18 protein-coding genes are annotated in these 21,916 nt (G+C 65.3%); 14 read left to right on the forward strand and 4 right to left on the reverse strand.

Annotated features, from left to right (window positions below; all coding sequences use genetic code 11):
- Nucleotides 1-49 precede the first annotated feature (49 nt).
- Nucleotides 50-874 carry a lysophospholipid acyltransferase family protein gene (locus tag LFT46_RS08035; protein WP_236802007.1) on the forward strand — a complete coding sequence of 275 codons (825 nt, stop codon included), beginning with the start codon at nt 50-52 and terminating at the stop codon, nt 872-874.
- Nucleotides 875-971: 97 nt separating this feature from the next.
- A complete protein-coding gene (locus LFT46_RS08040; protein ID WP_236802008.1) occupies nt 972-2,363 on the forward strand; it encodes a class II 3-deoxy-7-phosphoheptulonate synthase in 1,392 nt (463 codons plus the stop codon).
- A gap of 76 nt (nt 2,364-2,439) precedes the next feature.
- Here the strand turns inward: LFT46_RS08040 and pknB are convergent, their stop codons facing one another.
- Nucleotides 2,440-4,536, reverse strand: a complete 2,097-nt coding sequence (gene pknB / locus LFT46_RS08045; protein ID WP_236821771.1) for a Stk1 family PASTA domain-containing Ser/Thr kinase — start codon at nt 4,534-4,536, stop codon at nt 2,440-2,442.
- A 95-nt stretch (nt 4,537-4,631) separates the two neighbouring features.
- A complete protein-coding gene (locus tag LFT46_RS08050) occupies nt 4,632-6,011 on the reverse strand; it encodes a lytic transglycosylase domain-containing protein (protein WP_236821772.1) in 1,380 nt (459 codons plus the stop codon).
- A 249-nt stretch (nt 6,012-6,260) separates the two neighbouring features.
- Between LFT46_RS08050 and LFT46_RS08055 the strand changes: the two genes are divergently transcribed.
- The gene (locus LFT46_RS08055; protein ID WP_236802011.1) at nt 6,261-6,614 is read left to right on the forward strand and encodes an Rv2175c family DNA-binding protein; all 354 of its coding nucleotides are present in this window, start codon (nt 6,261-6,263) and stop codon (nt 6,612-6,614) included.
- Between the two features lie 9 nt (nt 6,615-6,623).
- Here the strand turns inward: LFT46_RS08055 and LFT46_RS08060 are convergent, their stop codons facing one another.
- Both LFT46_RS08060 and LFT46_RS08065 read right to left on the reverse strand, forming a co-directional pair.
- Entirely contained in the window at nt 6,624-7,718 is a 1,095-nt protein-coding gene (locus LFT46_RS08060; protein ID WP_236821773.1) for a polyprenyl synthetase family protein, read from the reverse strand.
- On the reverse strand, nt 7,715-8,239 hold the full coding sequence (locus tag LFT46_RS08065) for a hypothetical protein (RefSeq protein WP_236802013.1): 525 nt from the start codon (nt 8,237-8,239) through the stop codon (nt 7,715-7,717). Before LFT46_RS08065 ends, LFT46_RS08060 begins: the two co-directional genes overlap by 4 nt.
- 173 nt (nt 8,240-8,412) lie before the next feature.
- Here LFT46_RS08065 and dinB point away from each other — a divergent pair, with 173 nt between their 5' ends.
- From dinB to ftsW, 11 genes are all read left to right on the forward strand, one after another.
- The gene (gene dinB / locus LFT46_RS08070) at nt 8,413-9,594 is read left to right on the forward strand and encodes a DNA polymerase IV (protein ID WP_236821774.1); all 1,182 of its coding nucleotides are present in this window, start codon (nt 8,413-8,415) and stop codon (nt 9,592-9,594) included.
- 252 nt (nt 9,595-9,846) lie between these two features.
- The gene (locus tag LFT46_RS08075) at nt 9,847-10,218 is read left to right on the forward strand and encodes a DUF3040 domain-containing protein (protein WP_236802015.1); all 372 of its coding nucleotides are present in this window, start codon (nt 9,847-9,849) and stop codon (nt 10,216-10,218) included.
- 354 nt (nt 10,219-10,572) lie between these two features.
- A complete protein-coding gene (mraZ, locus tag LFT46_RS08080) occupies nt 10,573-11,001 on the forward strand; it encodes a division/cell wall cluster transcriptional repressor MraZ (RefSeq protein ID WP_018763545.1) in 429 nt (142 codons plus the stop codon).
- 166 nt (nt 11,002-11,167) lie between these two features.
- Entirely contained in the window at nt 11,168-12,160 is a 993-nt protein-coding gene (rsmH, locus tag LFT46_RS08085) for a 16S rRNA (cytosine(1402)-N(4))-methyltransferase RsmH (protein WP_142134347.1), read from the forward strand.
- Nucleotides 12,157-12,861: a hypothetical protein gene (locus tag LFT46_RS08090; RefSeq protein WP_236802016.1), complete on the forward strand. Its 705-nt coding sequence runs from the start codon at nt 12,157-12,159 to the stop codon at nt 12,859-12,861. The genes rsmH and LFT46_RS08090 overlap by 4 nt, the downstream gene beginning before the upstream one ends.
- A gap of 48 nt (nt 12,862-12,909) precedes the next feature.
- Nucleotides 12,910-14,712 carry a peptidoglycan D,D-transpeptidase FtsI family protein gene (locus LFT46_RS08095; RefSeq protein ID WP_236802017.1) on the forward strand — a complete coding sequence of 601 codons (1,803 nt, stop codon included), beginning with the start codon at nt 12,910-12,912 and terminating at the stop codon, nt 14,710-14,712.
- 96 nt (nt 14,713-14,808) lie between these two features.
- The gene (locus tag LFT46_RS08100) at nt 14,809-16,452 is read left to right on the forward strand and encodes a UDP-N-acetylmuramoyl-L-alanyl-D-glutamate--2,6-diaminopimelate ligase (protein WP_236821775.1); all 1,644 of its coding nucleotides are present in this window, start codon (nt 14,809-14,811) and stop codon (nt 16,450-16,452) included.
- A gap of 6 nt (nt 16,453-16,458) precedes the next feature.
- Entirely contained in the window at nt 16,459-17,922 is a 1,464-nt protein-coding gene (locus LFT46_RS08105) for a UDP-N-acetylmuramoyl-tripeptide--D-alanyl-D-alanine ligase (RefSeq protein WP_236821776.1), read from the forward strand.
- On the forward strand, nt 17,919-19,028 hold the full coding sequence (mraY, locus tag LFT46_RS08110; RefSeq protein WP_236802020.1) for a phospho-N-acetylmuramoyl-pentapeptide-transferase: 1,110 nt from the start codon (nt 17,919-17,921) through the stop codon (nt 19,026-19,028). Before LFT46_RS08105 ends, mraY begins: the two co-directional genes overlap by 4 nt.
- A complete protein-coding gene (gene murD, locus LFT46_RS08115) occupies nt 19,010-20,587 on the forward strand; it encodes a UDP-N-acetylmuramoyl-L-alanine--D-glutamate ligase (protein WP_236802021.1) in 1,578 nt (525 codons plus the stop codon). The genes mraY and murD overlap by 19 nt, the downstream gene beginning before the upstream one ends.
- Nucleotides 20,588-20,589: 2 nt before the next feature.
- Nucleotides 20,590-21,915 carry a putative lipid II flippase FtsW gene (gene ftsW, locus LFT46_RS08120; protein WP_236802022.1) on the forward strand — a complete coding sequence of 442 codons (1,326 nt, stop codon included), beginning with the start codon at nt 20,590-20,592 and terminating at the stop codon, nt 21,913-21,915.
- Nucleotide 21,916 lies beyond the last annotated feature (1 nt).

Consider the following 21,916-nt stretch of genomic DNA (forward strand, 5'->3'; position numbering starts at 1 on the left):
CCAGGCCCGACGCGGGGACTGGAAGCTGCCTTCCGGAGAGGTTCACCACGTGTTCTATTGGGTCATGAAAAGGATCTTCCTCGGTCCGGTGATCAAGCTGCTTTTTCGGCCCTGGGTTAAAGGCCTGGACAACATCCCGGCGCAGGGAGCCGCCATCATCGCCTCAAACCACCTGTCATTCTCCGATTCGATTTTCATGCCGCTCATGGTGCGCCGCCCGGTGGTCTTCCTTGCAAAGTCTGAGTACTTCACGGGGACGGGAATCAAGGGCAGGCTGACGGCGGCGTTCTTCCGCCTCACCAATCAGCTGCCCATGGACAGGTCCGGCGGCGCGGCTTCCGCGGCGTCCTTGAACGCGGGAATGGAAGTGCTCAGCGCAGGCGGACTGCTGGGTATCTACCCCGAGGGCACGCGGAGTCCCGACGGGCGGCTGTACCGCGGCAAGGTGGGCGTGGCCAGGCTTGCGCTGCAGGCGGGAGTCCCCGTCATTCCCGTTGCCATGATCGGCACCGACAAGGTCCAGCCCATAGGCAAACGGCTGCCCAATATCCGCAGGATCGGCATGATCTTCGGCGAACCCCTGGACTTCAGCCAGTACCGGGAGCAGGCCGAGGACAGGACGGTCCAGCGCAAGGTCACCGATGAGATCATGTCCAGCCTGCTGCGACTCTCGGGGCAGGAGTACGTGGACGAATACGCGGCCGTGGTGAAGCTTCGGCTCGCCGGCAAGCCTGTGGAGCCCCGCGCGGCAGCTGAGCCCTTGGCGGCCCCAGTGGCAGCCGAGGGAGAATTCGTGCAGGACAACGCCGCCGGCAGTCCGGCCGCCGGGCCTCATGGCGTGGAGGACGACGCCGGCACAACAGCCGCCGGGTAACGGAACCTTCCAGGGGCACAGCCCGGTTGTGACGGGGGGAGCCGGCAGCGTGACGGCCCGGTGCCCTCCGGCGCCGCCCTGCCGGTAGTCTTGGAGGGTGACTGAGCTATCTGCAAAACCCGCATTTTCGCTGTCCAGCACCGCCCAGAGCGGAGCAGCCAACTATCCCGGACTGGACCACTGGCGGGACCTTCCCATCTCGCAGCAGCCAAGCTGGCAGGACCGGGAAGTTTTTGATGCGTCCGTGAAGGAGTTGTCCGTCCTTCCGCCGCTGGTATTCGCAGGCGAAGTGGACGTGCTTCGTGAGCGGCTGGCCGCTGCTGCCCAGGGCAAGGCGTTCCTGCTGCAGGGCGGCGACTGCGCGGAAACCTTCGAGGCCGCCACGGCGGACAAGATCAGCGCCCGTGTCAAGACCATCCTCCAGATGGCCGTGGTCCTCACCTACGGTGCGGCCATGCCCGTCATCAAAATGGGGCGGATGGCAGGCCAATTCGCCAAGCCCCGTTCCTCCAATGACGAAACCCGCGACGGCGTAACCCTGCCCGCCTACCGCGGCGACATAGTCAACGGGTACGAGTTCACCCCTGAGTCCCGCGGCCACGACGCCTCCCGGATGCTGCGTGCCTACCACACCTCCGCATCCACGCTGAACCTCATCCGGGCCTTCACCCAGGGTGGCTTTGCCGACCTTCGCTCCGTACACCAGTGGAACAAGGGGTTCACCGAGAACCCCGCGCACGCCCGCTACGAATCGCTGGCCAGGGATATCGACCGTGCCATCAAGTTCATGGCCTCCTGCGGCGCCGACTTCGAGGCCCTCAAGCGCGTCGAGTTCTTCGCAAGCCACGAGGCCCTGCTGCTGGATTACGAACGGGCCCTGACCCGCATCGACTCCCGCACCGGATTCCCCTACGACACCTCCGCGCACTTCCTGTGGATCGGGGAGCGCACCCGCGAACTGGACCACGCCCACGTCGACTTCCTGTCGCGCGTGCGCAACCCCATCGGCGTCAAGCTTGGCCCGTCCACCACAGGCGATGACGCCCTGCGCCTGATCGACAAGCTGGACCCGGACCGCGAGCCCGGCCGCCTCACATTTATCACCCGCATGGGCGCCGGCAACATCCGCGAAAAGCTGCCGGCCGTCGTCGAGAAGGTCACTGCCTCCGGCGCGCAGGTCCTGTGGGTCACCGACCCCATGCACGGAAACACTGTCACCTCGCCCAACGGCTACAAGACACGCAATTTCGACGACGTCATCGACGAGGTGCGCGGGTTCTTCGAGGTGCACCACGGCCTGGGCACGGTGCCTGGTGGCCTCCACGTGGAGATGACCGGCGACGATGTGGCGGAATGCCTCGGCGGCGCGGACCCGATCGACCAGGATGCGTTCCTGGACCGTTACGAGTCTGTCTGCGATCCGCGGCTGAACCACATGCAGTCACTCGAAATGGCCTTCCTGGTGGCTGGCGCCCTCGCCAAGCACTAGCAAGAGCATTCGAACAGAGCGCTGAAAGGCGCGGCCGGAACTCTTCCGGCCGCGCCTTTTGCGGGCCCAGCGCTCTTTAGACCACGGTCAGGGTCACGGTTGAGCCCTCCGGAACTTCCTTGTTCACCGGGCTCTGGTCCCGGACTGTGCCGAAAAAGCCACCGAGGATGTTGTTCACTTTGACGTCGAAGCCCAACTCCTTCAGTTGCTTACGGGCATCCTCTACCTGTCTGCCAATGAAACTGGGAACATTCACCATTTTGGGGCCCTTGGAGATGGTCAAGGTGACCGTTCCGCCCCTGGTCAGCGTCCCGTTGGCCGGGGACTGGCTGGCCACGTCCCCCTCCGGGACGTTCCGGTCGAAAACCTCATCCGGGGCCACCCGGGCAGTAAGGCCTGCGGCCTCGATGGCCGCCACGGCGTCATCCTCGGACTTTCCGATGACGGATGGAACTGCAATCGGCTGAGGGCCCTTGGAAACCGCAATGGCCACGGGCGTGCCGTGGCGTGCGGGGCTGCCGGCTGCAGGGTCCTGCGACAAGACGATCCCGGCCGCCGCATCCTCGTCGAACTTCTCGGACACAGTGCCCAGCGCCATCTGCGCCGCGTTCAGGGAACTCTTTGCTTCGTCCAGCGTGCCGCCGGTGAGGTTCGGCAGGGGAAACAGCTGTGGACCCTTCGAGACCAGCAGGGAGATGGGCTGGAACTTCCGGATCTCGGTCCCCGCAGCCGGCTCACTGCCCACCACGAGCCCGGTGGGCACCTCGTCGTCGAACACATCGCTCGTGGTGGAACGGAAACCCACCCCGCTCAGCACCTGCTGGGCCTGGGCCACCGTTTTGTTAGCTACTGCAGGTACGGCGGCGGCAGCGCCGGGACCCATGCCGAAAAACCATCCGGCACCAGTGGCCAGGAGGGCGGCGATGAGCAGGACCAGGACCCAGAGGACGCCGCGGCGCCGGGGATTGCCCTGCCGCAGGGTGCGCACCGGGGTGGCAGCGGCCACGGCCCGGAGCTTTTCGTCTTCCTTGTCGGCACGGCGCTGGGCCCGCTTTCCCAGCCGGGGCGGCGGGGGAGACCAGCCGCTGTCGGAATCGTCGTCGTCGGGCAGTGCCAGTCCGGGCCGCAGGTGGTAGGCCACCTGGGCGGTTGGAGCCTGGGCGTTGGATACCTTGTCCTGGGCCGGCGCGAAGTGAGCGGGCGGGTAAGGCGGCGCAGCGGGCCGCGAAGGCGGCAGCACGGTTGTCGGATTGCTGGCGCGTGCCAGGACCTCGGTGTGGTGCTGGGACGCGGGACCACCGGCTGCGGGCGGCAGCAGGTCAAGTTCCGCATCCGTGAGGTGGGTCCGGATGTGCCGCAGTTCCTGAAGCAACGCGTTGCCGTCCACCGGCCGGTTCTCGGGATCATTGGCGGTGCACCACTGCACCAGTTCGTCCACCTCGCCTGCCAGTCCGGGTACCTGGTCCGACGGCGGACCCACCGTCCCGTTGACGTGCTGGTAGGCCACCTGGATGGGCACCTCGCCCTCGAACGGCTGCCGGCCCGTCAGCATTTCATACAGCATGATCCCCACGGAATAGACATCGCTGCGTGCGTCCGCCGGCTTGCCCAAAACCAGTTCCGGTGAAATGTAGGCAACCGTGCCGATCAGCGCTCCGGTGCTGGTTGAGCTGGTGACGGCTCGGGCCAGGCCAAAGTCACCGATCTTGATCCTGCCGTCATCGGCAATCAGGACATTTTCGGGCTTCACGTCGCGGTGGATAAAACCCGCTGCGTGCGCAGCACCCAGTCCCTCCACGACGGGATCAATAAGTGCCAACGCAAGCCTGGGCGGCAGGGCGCCCCTGTCCCGGATGACATCCCGGAGCGTATGGCCCCTGATGTATTCCATGACAAGGTAGGCCGTGGTGCCGTCGTTGCCCTGGTCCAGCACGCCCACCACGTGGGGATGCGACAGCCGGGCAGCGGCCTTTGCTTCCCTGCCCAGCCTGCCCAGGAAGTTTTCGTCAGCAGCAAGGTGGGGGTGCAGCACTTTCAATGCCACTTCGCGGTCCAGCCTCTGGTCCACGGCCAGATAGACCGTGGACATGCCGCCGCGGGCAAGCCTGGAGGTGACTGCGTAGCGGTTGTCTACCAGCGTCCCTACAACGGGGTCCGACACGTCTTCCTGCACCTTATGATCCTAATCCCGCAGCAAAACGCGTCCGCAACGAATGCGGGTCCGAACCGGTAACGGTTCGGACCCGCATTACTGCAATCGTCAGTGGCTTACCTGAAGTTCTTCTGGTGGGCCTTGATCGCGGCAACATACGCCTTGGTGTCGTCGTACATGCCGTACTTGCTCACCGAGTACTGGCCCTGGTAGTAACCCGCGATCGCGCTGTCCTGGTCCTTGCTGGTGGCCAGCAGTTGCCGAATGATGGCCACGCCGGCTGCTGCATTGTCGTACGGGTCCAGCAGGTTCAGCTTCCGTCCCACCAGGTCCGATGCCCACTGTCCGGAGCTGGGAATGACCTGCATAGTGCCGATTGCGTTCGCCGGCGACACCGCGCGCTGGTTGAAACCGGACTCCTGGAAGGCAAAGGCAAGGGCCAGGGAAGTGTCCACACCCATGCGCCGTGCGGTGTCGGCAACGATGTTCTTCATTTCCTCCCGCGAGGGCACGGGTGAAGCATTCAGCAGGGCCTTGTTCTCATTGGCCGAGCTGACAACAGCTGCCGGGTAGCTGAATCCGAGGAACGAGCTGGGCACCAGGGGAGCCGCGGCCGGCTGCGGCGCCGCGGGCTGCTGGGCCTGCTGCCCGGAGCCGCCGGGGATGACCAGTTTGCTGCCCGGGTAAATGATGCTGGTCATGCCCAGCTTGTTGGCAGACAGCAGGTCCGGCAGCTTTACTCCGTGGCGGGATGCGATGGCCGAGAGTGTGTCACCGGCTTTGATGGTGTAGGACCCCGTTGCGGGTGCCGATGTGTTGGCCAGGGCGGGTGCAGGTGCTGGTGCCGCCGGCGCGGGAGCTGCCGGCGCCGAGCCGCCGCCCACCTTGATCTTCTGTCCCGGATAGATGATGGAACGCATGGACAGGTTGTTCCAGGTGAAGACATCCGACAGCGACACGTTGTGCCTGGCAGCGATGGCGCCCAGGGTGTCGCCGGATTTCACTGTGTAGGTTGCCCCGGCGCCGGGTGCCGGAGCTGCAGGGGCAGCGGCGGCTGCAGGCGCGGGTGCGGCGGGAGCGGGTGAGCCGGACAGCTTGAGCTTCTGGCCGGGGTAAATGATGGTGTTGGCCTGCAGGTTGTTCAGCTTGAGGATCTCACCCGTCTCCAGGCCGAAACGGCCGGCGATACCGCTGACTGTGTCGCCGCGGACAATCGTGTACTCGGCTGGGGCTGCCGGCTGGGCCGGCTGGAAAGCTGCCGGAATGGTGGTGGAGACAACAGAAGCGGGGATCACGGTGCCCGCGGCCTTCGCCTCGGCCTGGGCCTTCATTGCCGCTGCCAGGCTGCTGGGAATGCTCCGCGCGGGCTGCTGCGCTGCAGCCGGCTGGGCCAGAGCAAGGGATGACAGGACGACCGCTGGCAGTGCCGCGGTGGTGGCGGCAATCATCGGCAGACTCGGCTTGGGGGGCTGCTTGGGCGAGCGGGACATCGTCATCGGAAAGAATCCTCTTCTCAACTGCGGGTGCGGACGCGGACGGGGATGCCGCTGTCAATCTTGATACTACTGTGACTTAAGTTATTCGTGTTACAACTGTGATGAATGTGAATCTCTCATGAATTTGCGATTAGCACAAGAAATTCCTGATTCTGTGCAATGCCTTCATTTCGGGAGTGTCCGCAGGCCAGGAGCGGAATGAATTGCCTCGACTAGGCGCCGGGCCGGGCTGCATGGCAACCTTGATCCGTGAGTAATGTAGAAAACCTGGTGGGCGAGTGGTTGCCACTGCCCGACGTCGCCCGTTTATTGGATGTTTCCATCACTAAGGTCCATAGCCTCATTGATGAGCGTGCCCTGGTGGCACTACGGGTGGGGGAACGGAAGATCCGGTCTGTTCCCGCCGAATTCATCCAGGACGGCCAGGTAGTGGACAGCCTTAAGGGCACCATTGTGGTGCTGGCCGACGCCGGCTACTCGGATGAGGACCTTATTGTCTGGCTGTTTACGGCCGACGAGTCATTGCGCGGCCGCCCCATTGACGCGCTGCGGGAAGGCCGCAAGACCGAAATCAGGCGCAGGGCCCAGACCCTGGCCTGGTAAACCGCAGCTTCAGGAGGCTCGGCTGACAGCAGCTTCAGCCAGCTTCCGAAGCGCAATTTTGGGCAACTCCTCCAACGGAAGCCCATCAAGTGCCTCGAATGCTGCAGCGCCGAACTCACTAATAAGGACTTCGGTGGCCTGCAACGCTCCGGAATCCTCGATGATGCGCCGGATTTCCAGGATGTCAGCGTCCGACAGGTCGGGGCTGCCCAGGCTCGCATCAATGAATGCGGACTCTTCCGGGGTGGCCTGATCCAGTGCGAGGGCCACCAGGACAGTACGTTTTCCTTCGCGCAAATCATCGCCGGCCGGCTTGCCGGTGGTGAGCGGATCCCCAAACACGCCAAGGACGTCATCGCGGAGTTGGAAGGCCTCGCCGAGCGGAAGGGCGAAAGCCGAATAGCCGCGGAGCAGTTCATTCGACGCTCCGGCCAGGGCTCCGCCCAGGGCCAGTGGGTGCTCGGTGGAGTATTTGGCGCTCTTGAACCGGATGATGGACTGCGCCCTGCCGACCGCTCCCGCCCGGTCCCGGACAGGTCCCGCCACTTCCTCCAGGATGTCCAGGTACTGGCCGGCCATGACCTCTGCTCGCATCAGGTTGAAAATCAGCCTCGCCCTGCTTCCGGAGGCGGCCCGTTCACCGATGTCGGTAAACGCCTCCTCGCTGAAGGACAGGCAAAGATCGCCCGCAAGGATGGCGGCCGCCTGGCCGAACCGTTCGCTGTCCAGTGCCCAGCCCTGGGACGTGTGCAACTCGCTGAAGCGCCGGTGGACGCTGGGACCGCCGCGGCGGGTGTCCGAGCGGTCGATGATGTCGTCATGGATCAGTGCGGCGGCCTGGAACAGCTCAAGCGCAGCGCCGGCTGTGACAACCTGGCTAGCCCCGGCCTCGCCCCCTGCGCCGCGCCAGCCCCAGTAGCACATCAGGGCGCGGAGGCGCTTGCCGCCGGTGACGAGGTTGGAGATGGAACCCATGATTGGTTCGATGTCCGGGGAGATGCCGGACATTACTGACTGCCGCGCGGTCAGGAATCCCGTGAGCTCGCCTGCCACGCCTGCCACGAAGTCGGCTTGTTCATTCCGTAGCTGCTCCGCTGCCGTCACTTGGCTGACTCAGCTGCCACGTTGGCGCCGATGGTGAACGTGGAAACGCCCGCGGCTTCGACCACCGAGAGGTTTACGGTCTCGTTGTCACCGCGGACGAAATCCTTGGAAGCCACCCCGCCCACCTTGTCGCCGGGAACGGCCTTGAAACCCTGGCCTTCCAAGGCCTTCGTATAGAAGTCAAGGACCGAAGCGGTAGGGGCCGTGACCGTCCCGACCAGGGCAGCGGTGGAGGGTGTGGAGGCCTTGTCGAAGCTGCTGGACACGACTGTTGCCCCGGTCATCAAGGGGAGGAGTTGCTGCGGAAAGCCGGCCACCACCGCGCCGACAGTCGCGGAAGTATTGGGCGACGCCGACGGACTGGGGGAAGCCGTGAGGGTGGACTGGGTGGCAGCAGGGGGTGCGGACTGGGAAGGCTCTGCCTGTCCGGAGGGGGTCTGGCTGCAGGCGGCCAGGGCCAGCACCGCCGCAGCGGCAAGCGCGGCCAAGCCTGCTGGCTTGAAGTTTCCAATAGCCGTCACAGAGACTTTCCTCCTGGTGTTGTTGGCAAAATCAGCCTCCAGTTTAGCCAGCCTCCGCTGCGCTCCCGACAAACAGCAGAGTCCCATAAGCCGATAGGATTGCAGCCGTGGGGCCCGCAGGTACGAACCGACCATCGGCCGCGCGCCCCCAGGGGCGCCGGCGCACATGCATCATGCACGTGGACATGGATGCTTTCTTTGTTTCCGTGGAGCTCCGGACGCGCCCCGAACTTCGCGGCAAGCCCGTGATCGTGGGCTTCCCGGGAGAGCGGTCAGTTGTCCTCTCCGGCTCGTACGAAGCCCGCGCCTTCGGCGTCAAGTCCGCGATGCCCATGGCCGTGGCCATGCGCATGTGTCCGCAGGCGGTGGTCATTGAACCGCGGCACAAGCTCTACTACGAGGTGTCGGGGCAGCTGATGGGGATCTTTGAGTCCATCACCGGGCTCGTGGAACCCCTCAGTGTGGATGAGGCGTTCCTGGACGTCACCGGCGCGCTCCGCCGGCTGGGGCCGCCGAGGGGAATAGGTGAGCTGATCCGCCGCCGGGTCGCAGCCGAACTGGGCATCACCGCCTCCGTGGGAATCGCCGAGACCAAGTTCGTAGCGAAAATTGCCTCCACCCGGTGCAAGCCGGACGGGCTGCTGCTCATCGGGCCGGATGAAACCGTGCCGTATCTGCACAGCCTTCCCGTAGGTGCCCTGTGGGGTGTAGGGGCGAAAACCGGGGAGGTCCTGGCAAAAATGGGAATCAGGACGGTGGCGGACGTTGCCGCAACCCCGGTCTCCTCCCTTAAGAAGGTCCTGGGGGCCACGGGGGAGCATGTGCACCAGCTTGCCTGGGGCATCGATCCCCGCCCGGTTACCCCGGTGCGGCTGGAAAAGAGCATTGGAGCCGAAGAAACCTTCGCCACGGATACCGACGACGACGCGCTCCTCCGCCGGGAACTCCTGCGGCTCTCGCACCGGACGGCAGGGCGGTTGCGGAGCTCCGGAATGGTGGCCAGGACCGTGGCGCTGAAGTTGCGCTTCGCGGATTTTTCCACCGTAACCCGCAGCAGGACGGTGCAGACTCCGGTGGACAGCGCCCAGCTGATCTACGCAGTGGCACTGCAGCTCCTGGAGTCGCTCGGAACCAGGGCGATGGCCGTAAGGCTCGTGGGCGTCCGGGCAGAGCAGCTCGAGGAGGCGGCGCGTACCTCGCTCCAGCTCAGCATCGACCGCCGGGACGAGAACTGGAGGGCGGCCGAACAGGCCCTTGACGAGGTGACCCGCAGGTTCGGCAGCAAGTCCGTGCTGCCGGCACGTTTAATGGAGCCGGAAAATCCGGCCGGGGACGGCACGCAACGGACTGCTTAAGGGATTTGCCGAAGTCGTTGCCGTCTTTCAGATCAGGCGTCAACAATCTATCCTTAGAGATACATAGTTTTCGAGTGAATGGACTTACTGCCGGACCCTCTTGGACATGCTCCCGCTCCCGCGACCGCATGCTGAATTCCCGTTTTGCCACGACTGGGAAAACGGGAACTTTCCAGCAATGGCAGGCGTTCCAACGGAGTAGAAGTAGTGGCTGGGATCAGCCCGGACGTTGGCCTACAAAAGGAGGTCGTGATGCCGCTGTCGGAGCACGAACAGAAGCTGCTTGAGCAGCTTGAGAAGCAGCTTCACGAGGACGACCCGAAGTTCGCGAACTCATTGGGTTCGGACCCCGGGCGTTCATGGTCCACGAGGCATGTTGTTATTGGGGTCCTCTGCGCACTGGCCGGCGTGTTCCTGTTGCTGCTCGGTGTCACACTCCAGAACATCTTCGTCGGGGTCCTGGGCTTCGTCGTCATGGGCGGTGGGGTGTACTTCGCCACCATGCGAAGTTCCCGTGGAGGTGCAGCCGCCAAGGGTGGCGGGGCAAAGCCAGGCAAGCAACGGAGTTCATTCATGAGCAGCCTGGAAGAACGCTGGGACGAGCGCCGCAGGGGGGAGCCCTAAACCCCTTGGAGACCCGGATGCCGAATCCCTCCAATTTGCTCCCCTGACCACAGGGGATCGCCCGTGAAGACCCGCTACGGCGGGTCTTTTCGCGTTTAAGAAACGCGGTCCAGGGCATTCCGCCTGTCAGTGCCCGCTTGAGGGAATTCACCGGGACCCGCCAAGGCAAAAGCCCTCCACTTTCCACCACCGCCCAAAATTCCCGCTATTTCGGGCCTTCCTTCCCATAATTAGAGCGCCGTAGCTCCCGTTTCGCGTTGACTGTGGTGGAAAGTGGAGTAATGTGGAGGACATAAGAGGGTGGTTGCAACATAGGGGATGTGCAGTTCCTGACAGCGGACAGGCGGTGGGCCAGTGTTTCTGGGCACTCACTCGCCACGTCTGGATGAAAAGGGACGGATCATTCTCCCGGCCAAGTTCCGCGAGGAGCTTGCCAGCGGCTTGGTGCTCACAAGGGGCCAGGAACGTTGCATCTACGTCTTCAGTGAGAAGGAATTTGCACGGGTCCACGAGCAAATGCGGGAGGCGCCAATCTCCTCCAAGCAGGCACGTGACTACATCCGCGTATTTCTCTCTGGAGCCTCTGACGAGGTACCTGACAAGCAGGGGCGCGTGACCATTCCACCGGCGCTCCGGGAGTACGCAGGACTCGGAAGGGAACTTGCCGTCATCGGCGCCGGTACCCGCGCCGAGATCTGGGACGCCCAGGCTTGGAATGAATACCTCGCGGAGAAGGAGACAGCCTTTTCCGAAACTGACGATCCCATTCCGGGCATTCTCTGAATCCGGAGCGGGGCAGCAGGCGGCTTCTTGGATGAGATCTCCAGCCGGCCCACCGGCTGTCAACCTGGCTCACCTTCCCCGGAGCCAGGCGGGCGGAACGGTAGGTGCGGATGGGGATCTGATCCCAGAAGCATCAGGTGACAACGACGGCGGGAAAGGACCAGGCATGACCGATCAACCCAAGCCCACGTCCGAACGCCATGTGCCGGTCCTCCGCGACCGGTGCATCAATTTGTTGGCACCGGGCTTCGAAGCGGCGAGGCTCCGCGGGGAAACCCCCATCGCCGTGGACGCAACCCTGGGGATGGGCGGCCACTCCGAGGCCATGCTCCAGAGGTTCCCCGACCTCCACCTCATCGGCATTGACCGTGACGAGGAAGCACTGGCCCTCGCGGGGGAGCGGCTGGCTCCCTTCGCTGCCAGGACCGACCTGGTCCACGCGGTCTATGACGAAATCCAGGACGTGCTGGCAGACCTCGGCGTGGCCGAAGTGCACGGCATCCTGATGGACCTGGGTGTCTCTTCACTGCAGCTGGACGAGCGGGAGCGCGGCTTCGCCTACTCGTTCGATGCCCCGCTGGACATGCGGATGGACACCAGCCGCGGCCAAACGGCAGCGGATGTGGTCAATACCTACAGCGAAGCAGACCTGGTCCGGATCATCCGCAAGTGGGGCGAGGAAAAGTTCGCCGGCCGGATCGCCAACCGGATCGTTGCAGCACGTGCGGTGAAGGAGTTCACCACCACCGGCGAACTCGTCGAGCAGATTCGTTCCGTGGTGCCTGCCTCCGCCGCGAAGTCCGGCGGACACCCTGCCAAGCGGACCTTCCAGGCCCTGCGGATCGAGGTCAACGAGGAACTTGATGTCCTGGAACGGGCTGTGCCCGCCGCCGTCGACTCCCTGGCTCTCGGCGGCCGCATCGTGATCATGTCCTACCACTCCCTCGAGGACAAGATCGTCAAAGGCGTCCTCCAGGCCCGTTCGAAGTCTTCTGCTCCCCTTGGCTTCCCCGTGGAGCTGGAAGAGCACAAGCCTGAACTCAAGACCCTGACCAAAGGCACTGAGGTGCCTACCGCCGTCGAAATTGCTGAAAACCCACGCGCTGCCTCCGCCAGGCTTCGCGCGGCAGAACGAATCAGAGCCAGGAGAGCTGCATGAGCACCGCCGCCGTCAAGAACTTTCCCATCGTTTCCGGCAGTTCGGCGGCCGATGCCAGGCCTGCGGGTGAACCGGGCGTAGGCCGGAAGGGGCGTACGCCGCTTTCCGTCGTCCGCACCGCGCCCCGGAAGCGCCGGGCCCCCTTTGTCGTGCTCTGCTTTGCCATGCTCGCCGTCGCCCTGGTTGCGGTACTGGTCCTGAACATCTCAGTTTCCACCGCGCAGTACCAGTTGGTGGAGTTGCGCGCTAAGCAGAGCTCATTGACCAAGACCAACCAGGACCTGACCCAGCAGGTACAGAACTTCGAGGCCCCGCAGAACCTGGCGGCCAAAGCCACTGAGCTTGGCATGGTGGCGTCCACGGTGAAAGGCCAGATCGATCTGTCCACCCTGTCAGTCACAGGAAAAGCCACCCCGGCAGTGAAGGGTGCAGCGGGTGGAGCGGTCATCCCGGCACCGGCCGTAGCCGGGCAGCTCATTGTCCCGCCGGCTCCCAAGGGTGCAGCAGCGGATAAGGCCACGACGGCGGACGCCGGGAAGGCTTCTCCCGCTCCCGCCGCCGGCCCGGCCCCCGCCGCGAACCCGGCACAGGCCACTGTTCCCCAGCGCCCCGCTGCTGCCCAGGCGGCTGCAGCGGCTCCGGCACCCGCGCTTCACGGCGGCTCCGTTCCGGCGCCCCAGCAGAAGGTCCCCGGGCAGTAGGCCAAAAGGCAGGACAGGCAGCAGCGTCTAGCAGCAAGGAATATCACGGTGGCGGAGAAGACCGGCAAGGCAGGACAAAGCAAGGCACCCAACGCCACGAAACGCTTACGCCTGGGACTGGGCGTCATGCTCACGCTCCTGCTGGTGGTGGGCGGGAAGCTCTTCCTGGTCCAGGGGCTCGACGTCGGGGGCATGGCCGAAGCGGCGTTGAACAGCCGGATGACCTCCGCCATCCTGCCGGCAGAGCGCGGCAGCATCCTTGATTCCCGCGGCACCGTACTGGCCAACAGCGTGATCCGCTACAACATCGTGGTGGACCAGCGGGTCAACACCAAGACGGAGTCCTACAAGCGGCTGGACCAGGCCGACGGCCACGAAAAACTGGTGGACGTCAGCCGCGACCAGGCGATTTCCGAGCTTGCCGCCGCCCTCGGCATGGACACCAACGCCGTCCGGGACGCGGTCACCGGCCAGCAGCCGTATCACATCGTGGCCAAGGACGTGAAGCCCGACGTCGAGGACCGCATCTCTAAACTCCAGGTGCCCGGCATCGTTGCCGAGGGCGTCAGCAAGCGCGTCTACCCGAACGGCGCTGTGGCCGGGGGAGTGGTGGGTTTCCTCCAGGACGGCACTACCGGGCTGGCCGGGATCGAGCAGACCCAGGACGACCAACTCAAGGGCAAGGACGGCAAGCGCCTGTTCGAGATCGGCGCCGATGGATTGCGCATCCCGGTGGGCCTGGACGAGCTGACTCCGCCGCAGAACGGCAAGGACGTCAAGCTCACGCTGAACTCCGATCTTCAGTACTTTGCGCAGCAGGCCGTTCAAAGCCAGGCGGACAAGCTCAGCGCCGAGTGGGGCGTCATCATCGTGATGGATGCCAAAACTGGAAACCTCCTGGCCCTGGCCGACACGAACTCCCCGGACCCCAACAACCCGGGACTGGTGGCAGCCAAGGACCGCGGCGTCCGCTCCGTGACCGCAGCCTATGAGCCCGGTTCCGTGGAGAAGATGATGACGGCAGCAGCTGTGATCGACGAGGGACTTGCGAAACCGCTCGACACCTTCACCATCCCGCCCACCTACACGGTTGACGGCCAGACGTTCAGCGACGCTTTCACCCACGGAACCGAGGAACGGACGCTGGCGGGCATCATCGGGTACTCCATGAACACCGGAACCGTCATGGCCGGCCAGCGGCTTAGCAAGGAACAGCGCTATGACTGGCTGAAGAAGTTCGGCATCGGCGAGGCGCCGGATATCGGCCTGCCGGCCACCGCCGCCGGCATCCTCACGCCACCGGACCAGTGGGATGGACGCCAGCAGTACACCGTATTGTTCGGGCAGGGAGTTTCCCAGTCCACGCTCCAGACTGTCCGTGCCTACCAGAGCATCGCCAACAACGGCGTCATGCTGCAGCCACGGCTGATCGATTCCTACATCTCGCCTGACGGCACGGAGGAGAAGGTGCCGGCCCAGCCGTCACGGCAGGTTGTCTCCGACAGCACGGCCCAGCAGGTCCAGGACATCCTGGAAAGCGCCGTCACCGAGGGCGAAATCAAGGACGCCGGAATCGACGGCTACCGGGTGGGAGCCAAGACCGGCACGTCGGAGTCACCGTGCGACGACGGCAAGTCGGGCTACTGCGGCTACACGGCCTCCATCGTGGGAATGGCGCCGATGGATGATCCGCGGTTTATTGTGGAGGTGGTGCTCCAGCGGCCGAAGGGCAGCATCTACGGCATCACCAACGGGCCGGTGTTCCGGTCCGTCATGAGCCAGGCGCTGCGGACCTACAACGTCCAGCCTTCAACCGGTACGCCGGCCAGGATGCCCCAGTACGCCAAATAGCGGCCGCGCGGGGCCGGAAGTACCAGCAGCATCCAGCGCATCAAAGTGCCCGGGGCGAACCATGCCGGGCACGCACTAGCACCATCGGAGATCCCCTTGTCAGAGTTCACCACGCCCGGCAGCGACGCTGCACGAGACGAAGCCCGGGATGAAAGTCCAGGCCGCTTCCGGCCCGCAGCCGTAGCTGCCGTCCCGCTGGCCGCCGTCGGGAAGTCCCTTGGCGTAACTGTGCCCGAACCCGCCGCTGACGTGGAGATCACGGGGATATCGCTGAACTCGCGCACCGTTGAGCCCGGCGACCTGTACGTGGCGCTGCCCGGAGCCAGCAGGCACGGCGCCGACTTCGCCTCCGACGCCATCGGTGCTGGGGCAGTGGCCGTGCTGACAGACGACGCCGGTGCCCGGCTGCTCGCCCTGTCCGCGGACACGCCCGTCCCGGTGCTCGTCGTCGGGAATCCCCGCAACGAGGTGGGACCGCTCTCCGCGATGATCTACCGCAGCCAGCCCGCTGACGGCCGGCCACTGCGGCTGTTCGGTGTGACAGGAACCAACGGGAAGACCACCACTACCTACTTCATCACCTCCCTGCTGCGTGCGCTCCGGCAGAAGACCGGCCTGATCGGAACCATCGAAATCCTGGCTGGCGGGGAACCGATCCCCAGCCTCCTGACCACGCCCGAATCGCCTGAGGTCCACGGGCTGCTGGCGCTCATGCGCGAACGCGGGCTCGACGCTGCCGCCATGGAAGTGTCCTCCCACGCCATCTCCTACCAGCGCGTGGACGGCCTGCTCTTTGACGTCGCGGGTTTCACCAACCTCACCCAGGACCACTTGGACCTGCACAACACCATGGAGGAGTACTTTGCCACCAAGGCGGAACTCTTCACGCCCGGGCGCACCCGCCGGGCGGTAGTGACGGTCGACGACGAGTGGGGACGCCGGCTGGCCGGCAGCACCCAGGTGCCGGTCACCACGCTCAGCACGGGCGGCAGCACCCAGGCGGATTGGACAGTTGCAGCAACGGCGCCGCGGGGGCTTGGTACCGACTTCACCCTTGCGGGTCCCTCAGGCGCCACCCTGCAGATCCACACCGGACTGCCCGGCAGCTTCAACGTTGCCAACGCGGCCCTGGCTGCGCTAATGGTCCTTGCGTCCGGCGTGGACCTGGCCGATCTGCAGGCCGCCCTGGACGCCGCCGACCCCTTCACCGTGGCCGTGCCCGGACGGATGCAGCTGATCGCCGAGCAGCCCGCCGCCGTGGTGGACTTCGCCCACAACACCGACGCCCTGGCCCGGGCCCTGGAAGCCGTCCGGGCGCCCCAACCGGACTCCCGGCTGATCGTGGTGTTCGGTGCCACCGGACAACGTGACCAGGGCAAGCGACCCGCGATGGGTGCCATTGCGGCCCGGCTTGCCGACACCGTAATCATCACCGACGACGACCCCCACGACGAGGACGCGGCTGCGATCCGCGCCGACGTGATGGCCGGGGCACGTGAAGCCCTGGCCGGCGGGTCATCGGGGGCAGAGCTGTTGGAGGTCTTCCCCCGCGACGAAGCCATCCGCCACGCCGTGTCCCTTGCCCGCCCACAGGACACCATCCTGGTGGCGGGCCGCGGGCACGAAGTCTGGCAGGAAGTGAAGGGCGTCAACCTTGCCCTGGACGACAGGGTGGAACTGCGCAGCGCCTTGACAGCCAGGGGATTCAACGTTCTCCATGACGACCGGATAGAGTCCTAGACCGAGATGATTGCATTTACTGCGGCGGAAATCGCCGAAATCACCAGCGGGCGCCTGGACGCCGATCCCGGACTAACGCCCCTCTCGGTGGTGACGGATTCACGCGAAGCCACACCGGGTTCGCTTTACGTCGCGAAGCCGGGCGAATATGCCGACGGCCATGACTTCATCGACGCCGCCTTTGGCGCGGGCGCCGTACTGGCACTCGTCGAGCGCCCGGTGTCCGCACCGGACGGCAAGGCGTACCCTTCGATCGTGGTGGACGACGCCGTCCTGGCCATGGGCGCACTTGCCGCCGAAGCCGTCCGCCGGATCCGTGCCGCACGTGCGGCAGCAGGAGAGCAGCTGACGGTGGTTGGAATCACCGGTTCCGCGGGCAAGACCACCACCAAAGACCTCCTGGCCGGAATCCTGGCCACGCAAGGCAACACGGTGGCACCGCAAGGCTCCTACAACGGTGAGGTGGGCGTCCCGCTCACGGTTTTCCGGGCCGGCACAGACACCCGCTACCTCGTTATCGAGATGGGGGCCACCGGGATCGGCCACATCCGCTACCTCGCAGAGATGGTCAAGCCGGACATCGGGGTGGTCCTGGCTGTAGGTACCGCGCACGCCGGCGAGTTCGGGGGAGTGGAGAACATTGCGCTGGCCAAGGGCGAGATGGTCGAAGGCCTGACCGCCGCGGGCACCGCGATCATCAACCTCGACGACGAGCGCGTGGCAGCCATGCGCAGCCGTACCTCCGCTGCCGTCCTCGGCTTTTCCGCAGACGGACGCGCGGATGCACAGGTCCAGGCGCTCAACGTGGATACCAACGCCGGGGGCGGCCCCGAATTCGACCTCCAGCTGCCGGATGGCGCTGCTCCCCGGCACGTAAGCAGCCGGCTCATCGGCGCGCACCACGTGGGAAACCTGCTCGCAGCCGCTGCAGCCGCATGGGCTGCCGGAGTGCCGGGAGACCACATCGCGGCTTCGCTGAGCAACCAGGCCGCCGCCAGCCGTTGGCGCATGGAACGCACCGAGCGGCAGGACGGCGTGACCGTCATCAACGATGCATACAACGCCAACCCCGAGTCCATGCGGGCGGCCCTTCGAACCCTTGCCGACCTTGGCCGCGGCCGCCGCACCTGGGCCGTCCTGGGGGCCATGCTGGAACTGGGCGACGACTCCATCCGCGAGCACACCGCCGTCGGAACCCAAGTGGTGCGCCTCAACATCTCCAGGCTGCTGGTGGTGGGCCGCGAGGCCCGGGCACTCTACGTTTCAGCCGTGCAGGAAGGGTCGTGGGGGGACGAATGCCTCTTCGCCGAAACGGTGGATGAGGCCTACGAAGTCCTGGACGCCGAACTCCAGCCCGGCGACCTGGTGTTGTTCAAGTCCTCCAACAGCGTTGGACTTCGCCATTTGGGCGATCGGATAGCATTACCCCCAACCTCCACCCCTGCCGACGAAAGGAGCACTCTGCTGTGATTGCTCTGTTGATCGGCGCAGGCCTGGCCCTGCTGTGCTCCCTGGTGGGCACCCCGCTTTTCATCCGCCTCCTGGTGCACCGCGGCTATGGCCAGTTCATCCGTGACGACGGCCCCACATCGCACCACACCAAGCGCGGCACCCCCACCATGGGCGGAACCGTGGTGGTGGCCTCCGTACTGCTGAGCTACGGTCTCACCCACCTCATCATGCTGATGATGAACCCAGACTCACCGGGACCATCAGCCTCGGCCCTGATCCTGCTCTTCCTCATGGTGGGCATGGGCCTGGTGGGCTTCCTGGACGACTTCATCAAGATCTCCCGGCAGCGCAGCCTTGGCCTCAATGCCAAGGCCAAGCTCATCCTCCAGGCCGCCGTAGGCATCATCTTCGCCATCCTTGCGCTGAACTTCCCCAATAGCGCCGGACTGACGCCCGCGTCCACGAAGATCTCCCTGGTCCGGGACCTGCCTTGGCTCGACCTCGCCTTCGGCGGCACCGTCCTTGGCGCCATTCTCTTCGTCATTTGGTCGAACCTTATCGTCACCGCGGCCACCAACGGCGTGAACCTTACTGACGGCCTCGACGGCCTGGCGGCCGGCGCATCAATCATGGTTTTCGGCGCTTACACGCTCATGGGCATATGGCAGAGCAACCAGGCCTGCGGTTCCCCCAGGGAGGCCGGCAGCGGCTGCTACTTGGTCAGGGACCCCCTGGACCTGGCGCTCCTGGCTGCCATCCTCAGCGCCGCGCTGGTGGGGTTCCTCTGGTGGAACACATCGCCGGCAAAGATCTTCATGGGCGACACAGGTTCGCTGGCCATCGGCGGCGCGGTGGCGGGCTTCGCCATCCTGTCCCGCACCGAACTCCTGCTGGGCATCGTGGGCGGTCTCTTCGTGCTGATCACCCTGTCCGTCATCATCCAGGTGGGCTACTTCAAGGCAACAGGCGGCAAGCGCGTGTTCAAGATGGCGCCGCTGCAGCACCACTTCGAACTGAAGGGGTGGGCCGAAGTGACCGTCGTGGTCCGGTTCTGGATCCTGGGCGGACTCTTCGTTGCCGTCGGATTGGGCATTTTCTACGCTGAATGGGTTGTACTGCTGTGACCGTTTCCCCACGCCTGGCAAACCTCGTCTCCTGGGACTCCGACTGGGCCGGCCTGCGTGTCGTCGTCACGGGCATCGGGGTGTCGGGTTTCGCCGCTGCGGACACCCTCATCGAACTCGGTGCACGCGTCGTGGTAGTCGACGCCGCCACCAGCGAGACGGCCCACGCCCACGCGGACACTTTGAAGATTGTGGGTGCCGCCGACGTGCTGCTCGGTCCCGACGCGGTCACGCACATTCCCCGCATCGACGGCGAGCTTCCGGAACTGATCGTGACCTCGCCCGGATGGCGCCCGGACCAGGCGCTGCTCGCAGCAGCGGCACGGGCACACATTCCGGTGTGGGGCGACGTCGAACTCGCCTGGCGGGTGCGGGTAAGGGAAGGCCGGAAGACGGCCGACTGGCTGGCAATCACCGGAACCAACGGCAAGACCACCACGGTGGGACTTACCGAATCCATGCTGCGGGCCGCCGGCCTCAAAGCCATCGCCGTCGGCAATGTGGGCACCCCCATCCTGGATGCCCTCCGCGATCCCGTCGAGTACGACGTCTTCGCCGTCGAACTCTCGAGCTTCCAGCTCCACTGGGCCGAATCCGTGTCGCCCGTGGCGAGCGTCTGCCTGAACGTGGCCGAAGACCACGTCGACTGGCACGGTTCCTATGATTCATACCTCGCTGACAAAGCCAAGGTGTACGAGCGGACCCAGAAGGCCTGCATCTACAACGCCGAGCAGATCGAAACCGAGCGCATGGTGGAAAACGCCGACGTCGTGGAGGGCTGCCGTGCCGTGGGCTTCACCACTGTCACGCCGGCCATCAGCATGCTTGGCGTGGTGGAAGGGCTGCTGGTGGACCGCGCCTTCATCGAGGAGCGCAGGAACAGCGCGGCTGAACTGGCCTCGATGGCAGACCTTGGACCGCTGGCCCCGCGCCACATGGTGGCCAACGCCCTTGCCGCAGCCGGCCTGGTCCGCGCGTACGGCGTGGACGCCAAGGCAGTCCGCCAGGGCATCCTCGATTACGTTCCGGGCGACCACCGCATCCAGCCGGTCGCCCGCATGAACGGCGTGCTCTGGGTCAATGACTCCAAGGCCACCAACCCCCACGCGGCCTCCGCATCCCTGTCGGCCTTCAGCAACGTCGTCTGGATCGCCGGTGGCCTGTCCAAAGGCGTGAGCTACGACGAGCTGGTCCGGGACCACGCCCCACGGCTCAAGGCAGTGGTACTGATCGGTACGGACACCGCCCACCTCCGGGAAGCCCTCCAGCGACACGCGCCCGATGTCCCGGTGATTGAACCGGAGGCAGGTGAGACTGAAGGGGTGCAGACTGCTTCGGCGCCCGATGGCACGTCCGGCGGTTCCCCCGGCAAGGGAGAACGGGTGATGTCCTGGGCCGTTGCGTCAGCAGCACGGATCGCCGAATCGGGCGATACCGTGCTGATGGCTCCGGCAGCTGCTTCCATGGATCAGTTCTCTTCCTACGCTCACCGTGGTGGTACTTTCATCGACGCTGTCCGCGAGCTGGTGGAAGGGCAGGCCCAGACCGGCGAGGAGTAACGATGGCCAGTACGCCCACCCGGCCCCAGGCCGGCAGGACGCGCCCCGGCTCAACGGCTGCCGCCTCCCGGCAGCCGGCAGCGGCAGGCGCGAAACTGCGCACCGCGTACCGGCGGTTCTGGGCCCTGCTGGAGGGAACCGGCAAGTCCCGGAACGGCTCCACGTACTACCTGATCCTTGGCGCCACCCTCGCGTTGACGGCCATCGGGATCATGATGGTCCTCTCCGCCTCCAGCGTTGAATCCATCGCCGCCGGAAAGTCGCCCTACGGGGACGCGCTGAAGCAGGGTGTCTTCGCTGCCATCGGCATATTTACCATGTTCGTGCTCTCGCGCATCAACGTCACCTGGCTGAAGCGGCTGGCCTGGCCCGCCGTCGGGTTCGCCGTGGCGCTCCTTGCCCTGGTGCAGGTGGTGGGCACGGAGATCAACGGCAACCGGAACTGGGTTGACCTGGGCGGCATCACATTCCAGCCGTCCGAAGCCGCCAAACTGGCCCTCGCCCTATGGTTGGCCACGGTGCTGGCCAGGAAGGGCAGGCTTCTCAGCCGCTGGCAGCACGTGCTGGTCCCCGCCGTCCCCATGGCGGCCATCATCGTCGTGCTGATCCTGGTGGGCAATGACCTGGGCACGGCCATGATCATCATGATGATCATGGCGGCCGCGCTGTTCTTCGCAGGCGTCCCCCTCTACCTCTTCGGCATTGCAGGCCTTGTCGCTGCTGCCGGCACCGCCGTCATGGCCGTGACCAGTTCCAACCGCATGTGTCGCATCACCTCATGGTGGACCGGCCAATCCTGCGCCGACGGCATCGACGCCAACTACCAGGCCACCAACGGCATGTACGGCCTTGCCTCAGGGGGCTGGCTGGGGGTTGGCCTTGGACAGAGCCGGCAAAAGTACAGCTGGATCCCCGAAGCCCACAACGACTTCATTTTCGCCATCATCGGCGAGGAACTCGGCCTGGTGGGTACCGTCGTCGTCCTGGTTCTTTTCGCGATCCTCGGCGCTGCGATCTACCGCGTGGTGGTGGCACAGGAGGACATGTTCCACCGGGTCCTGGCGGGCACCATCATGGTGTGGCTGCTGGGCCAGGCCACGGTGAACATGTCTGTAGTCACCGGCCTGATGCCCGTCATCGGCGTGCCGCTGCCGTTTATTTCGTACGGCGGCTCGGCCCTGCTGATGTCGCTGTGTGCCGTGGGGGTGGTCCTCTCGCTGGCCCGGGAACAGATGGCCCCGGCCATTCGGCCCAAGCGGATGCTGAAGTTCCGGATCCGGCCAGCGCGGGACAAGAGCCAACCAAAGAATTCCAGAAAGCGTGCCTAAC

It is taken from the genome of Arthrobacter sp. FW306-07-I (assembly GCF_021800405.1).
Classification (GTDB): Bacteria; Actinomycetota; Actinomycetes; order Actinomycetales; family Micrococcaceae; genus Arthrobacter.

Excerpts from the sequence above, each read along its gene's own strand:
- LFT46_RS08050 (WP_236821772.1), bottom strand. The coding sequence starts at position 6,011 with ATGACGATGTCCCGCTCGCCCAAGCAGCCCCCCAAGCCGAGTCTGCCG.
- LFT46_RS08090 (WP_236802016.1), top strand. The coding sequence starts at position 12,157 with ATGAGCACCGCCGCCGTCAAGAACTTTCCCATCGTTTCCGGCAGTTCG.
- ftsW (WP_236802022.1), top strand. The coding sequence starts at position 20,590 with ATGGCCAGTACGCCCACCCGGCCCCAGGCCGGCAGGACGCGCCCCGGC.
- LFT46_RS08105 (WP_236821776.1), top strand. The coding sequence starts at position 16,459 with ATGATTGCATTTACTGCGGCGGAAATCGCCGAAATCACCAGCGGGCGC.
- murD (WP_236802021.1), top strand. The coding sequence starts at position 19,010 with ATGGGTTGTACTGCTGTGACCGTTTCCCCACGCCTGGCAAACCTCGTC.
- rsmH (WP_142134347.1), top strand. The coding sequence starts at position 11,168 with ATGACCGATCAACCCAAGCCCACGTCCGAACGCCATGTGCCGGTCCTC.
- LFT46_RS08075 (WP_236802015.1), top strand. The coding sequence starts at position 9,847 with ATGCCGCTGTCGGAGCACGAACAGAAGCTGCTTGAGCAGCTTGAGAAG.
- dinB (WP_236821774.1), top strand. The coding sequence starts at position 8,413 with ATGCACGTGGACATGGATGCTTTCTTTGTTTCCGTGGAGCTCCGGACG.